Below are 3,984 nucleotides of genomic sequence, written 5' to 3'. Positions count from 1 at the left end.
GGTTAAACAGCGATGGCCACCCATTTCTGGGTGGCCATCGTGAATGGTGTCCGGCGGTGTCCTACTCTCCCACAGGGTCCCCCCTGCAGTACCATCGGCGCTGAGAGTCTTAGCTTCCGGGTTCGGAATGTGACCGGGCGTTTCCCTCTCGCTATGGCCGCCGTAACCCTGGCGACACACGCACCCGAGGGCACATGGTCAAATCTGGGTTACACGCCGTGCGTGTATTCAATTGTTCCGCTCCTCCCGAAGGAGGATGCGGGGTGCCCGTCTTCTGGGAACCACAAAGTGGACGCAAGCAATCTCTGACCACTCCTACCAGCCTTTACAACGGTATGAGTGTAGTGATTATCAAGTTATCGGCTTATTAGTACCGGTCAGCTCCGACAGTCTTTAGTCCTGTCTTCCACATCCGGCCTATCAACCCAGTCGTCTGGCTGGGAGCCTCTCCCCCGAAGGGATGGAAATCTCATCTCGAAGCCGGCTTCCCGCTTAGATGCTTTCAGCGGTTATCCGTTCCGAACGTAGCTAATCAGCGGTGCTCCTGGCGGAACAACTGACACACCAGAGGTTCGTCCATCCCGGTCCTCTCGTACTAGGGATAGATCTTCTCAAATTTCCTGCGCGCGCAGCGGATAGGGACCGAACTGTCTCACGACGTTCTAAACCCAGCTCGCGTACCGCTTTAATGGGCGAACAGCCCAACCCTTGGGACCTACTCCAGCCCCAGGATGCGACGAGCCGACATCGAGGTGCCAAACCATGCCGTCGATATGGACTCTTGGGCAAGATCAGCCTGTTATCCCCGAGGTACCTTTTATCCGTTGAGCGACAGCGCTTCCACAAGCCACTGCCGGATCACTAGTCCCGACTTTCGTCCCTGCTCGACTTGTCAGTCTCACAGTCAAGCTCCCTTGTGCACTTACACTCGCCACCTGATTGCCAACCAGGTTGAGGGAACCTTTGGGCGCCTCCGTTACTCTTTGGGAGGCAACCGCCCCAGTTAAACTACCCATCAGGCACTGTCCCTGAACCCGATTAGGGTCCGAAGTTAGATATCCAGAGTGACCAGAGTGGTATTTCAACAATGACTCCACGAACACTAGCGTGCTTGCTTCAACGTCTCCCACCTATCCTACACAAGCCACACCGAACACCAATACCAAACTATAGTAAAGGTCACGGGGTCTTTCCGTCCTGCTGCGCGTAACGAGCATCTTTACTCGTAATGCAATTTCGCCGAGTTCGCGGTTGAGACAGCTGGGAAGTCGTTACGCCATTCGTGCAGGTCGGAACTTACCCGACAAGGAATTTCGCTACCTTAGGATGGTTATAGTTACCACCGCCGTTTACTGGGGCTTAAATTCTCAGCTTCGCCTTGCGGCTAACCGTTCCTCTTAACCTTCCAGCACCGGGCAGGCGTCAGTCCGTATACATCGTCTTGCGACTTAGCACGGACCTGTGTTTTTAGTAAACAGTCGCTTCCCACTGGTCTCTGCGGCCATCGAACGCTCCCGGAGCAAGTCCGTTCACGCCTCAGGCCCCCCTTCTCCCGAAGTTACGGGGGCATTTTGCCGAGTTCCTTAACCACGATTCTCTCGATCTCCTTAGTATTCTCTACCTGACCACCTGAGTCGGTTTGGGGTACGGGCAGCTAGAACCTCGCGTCGATGCTTTTCTTGGCAGCATAGGATCACCGATTTCGACTTGCGTCTACCCATCAGATCTCAGGCTATATGAACGACGGATTTGCCTATCGTTCGCCCTACATCCTTAGACCGGGACAACCATCGCCCGGCTCGGCTACCTTCCTGCGTCACACCTGTTAATACGCTAAACGCACCAGCACGGGGTCGTACGCTAGGCCCAACGCTTCACCCCGAAGGGATCCATCAAAGGGATTCAGATACTTAGCACTACTGGATTGTCTTGGGCGGTTCTTCGCCGGTACGGGAATATCAACCCGTTGTCCATCGACTACGCCTGTCGGCCTCGCCTTAGGTCCCGACTTACCCAGGGAAGATTAGCTTGACCCTGGAACCCTTGGTCTTCCGGAGGACGGGTTTCTCACCCGTCTTTCGCTACTCATGCCTGCATTCTCACTCGTGTGGCATCCACGGCTGGTTCACACCGCCGCTTCACTCGCCACACGACGCTCTCCTACCCATCAACACGGCTGGACCACGAAGGCCTACCACTAATGTCAATGCCACAACTTCGGTGGCGTGCTTGAGCCCCGTTACATTGTCGGCGCGGAATCACTTGACCAGTGAGCTATTACGCACTCTTTCAAGGGTGGCTGCTTCTAAGCCAACCTCCTGGTTGTCTGTGCAACTCCACATCCTTTCCCACTTAGCACGCGCTTAGGGACCTTAGTTGGTGGTCTGGGTTGTTTCCCTCTCGACTATGAAGCTTATCCCCCACAGTCTCACTGCTGCGCTCTCACTTACCGGCATTCGGAGTTTGGCTGACGTCAGTAAGCTTTTGGGCCCCATCGGCCATCCAGTAGCTCTACCTCCGGCAAGAAACACGCAACGCTGCACCTAAATGCATTTCGGAGAGAACCAGCTATCACGAAGTTTGATTGGCCTTTCACCCCTATCCACAGCTCATCCCCTCCATTTTCAACTGAAGTGGGTTCGGTCCTCCACGACGTCTTACCGTCGCTTCAACCTGGCCATGGATAGATCACTTCGCTTCGGGTCTAGACCCTGCGACTGAATCGCCCTATTCGGACTCGCTTTCGCTACGGCTGCCCCACACGGGTTAACCTCGCCACAGAGCACTAACTCGCAGGCTCATTCTTCAAAAGGCACGCCGTCACCCCTACAAGGAGGCTCCGACGGTTTGTAAGCAAACGGTTTCAGGTACTATTTCACTCCCCTCCCGGGGTACTTTTCACCTTTCCCTCACGGTACTTGTCCGCTATCGGTCATCTGGGAGTATTTAGGCTTATCAGGTGGTCCTGACAGATTCACACGGGATTTCTCGGGCCCCGTGCTACTTGGGATACTCTTCACGCCATAACACCATTTCGACTACGGGGCTCGCACCCGCTCTGGCCAGGCGTTCAAACCTGTTCGTCTATGATGCGCTGTAACGTTCACCGGCCGGCAGACCGGAACGAAAAGTCCCACAACCCCGGCCATGCAACCCCTGCCGGGTATCACACATGACTCGGTTTAGCCTCTTCCGCGTTCGCTCGCCACTACTGACGGAATCACTGTTGTTTTCTCTTCCTGTGGGTACTGAGATGTTTCACTTCCCCACGTTCCCTCTACCCGCCCTATATATTCAGGCGGGAGTCACCAGGTCACCACAAGGGGCCTGGCGGGGTTTCCCCATTCGGAAATCCTCGGATCACAGCTCGTTTATCAGCTCCCCGAGGCTTATCGCAGATTACGACGTCCTTCTTCGGCTCCAGATGCCAAGGCATTCACCGTTTGCTCTTATGAACTTGCTAATCACATGAGTTAAGAAACTACAACTCGAAAAGTTGCAGATCCAATGATTTGCATGACCGCAGCCCGAAAGCCGCGCCATGCGAATCTTGTCGATCCACGACCGAAGCCGTGAATCTAAGATGCTCGCGTCCACTGTGTAGTTCTCAAAATACGGGCGGTATCCCTCTCTCACACACCCAGGCGTGAGAAAAAGATCCGGAGAGTCGACCCCGCCACCCGAAGGCAGCCGGCCCGGTCCCTCAGGACCCAACAGCGTGCATGTACCCGACTCCACCGCCCCGACGCGTTCCCAACCCGAAGGCTGTACTGACGCGAGACGATCTCACCGAGCACCTAGTTCAATGTTCCACCCATGAGCTACCAGCAAAGACATTCGCTTTGATCTGGCGCCTGGAACACCCTGCGGTGTCCAGATGCTCCTTAGAAAGGAGGTGATCCAGCCGCACCTTCCGGTACGGCTACCTTGTTACGACTTAGTCCTAATCACCGATCCCACCTTCGACAGCTCCCTCCTTGCGGT

General features: G+C 55.3%; 3 rRNA genes (1 of these 3 only partly in view). All 3 read right to left on the bottom strand.

Annotated features, from left to right (window positions below):
* Positions 1–48: 48 nt before the first annotated feature.
* Positions 49–165: ribosomal RNA gene (gene rrf, locus C5C56_RS17245) — 5S ribosomal RNA — on the bottom strand.
* 182 nt (positions 166–347) lie between these two features.
* Positions 348–3,463, bottom strand: a 23S ribosomal RNA gene (locus C5C56_RS17240).
* Positions 3,464–3,888: 425 nt separating this feature from the next.
* A 16S ribosomal RNA gene (locus tag C5C56_RS17235) occupies positions 3,889–3,984 on the bottom strand; it runs 1,284 nt beyond the window's last position.
* The 16S, 23S and 5S rRNA genes sit together here, the layout of an rRNA operon.

The sequence above is a fragment of the Rathayibacter sp. AY1D1 genome (assembly GCF_002932635.1).
Taxonomy (GTDB): Bacteria; Actinomycetota; Actinomycetes; order Actinomycetales; family Microbacteriaceae; genus Rathayibacter.
The sequence above is the reverse complement of the archived record's forward strand: the minus strand, read 5'-3'. Positions and strand labels throughout refer to the sequence as shown.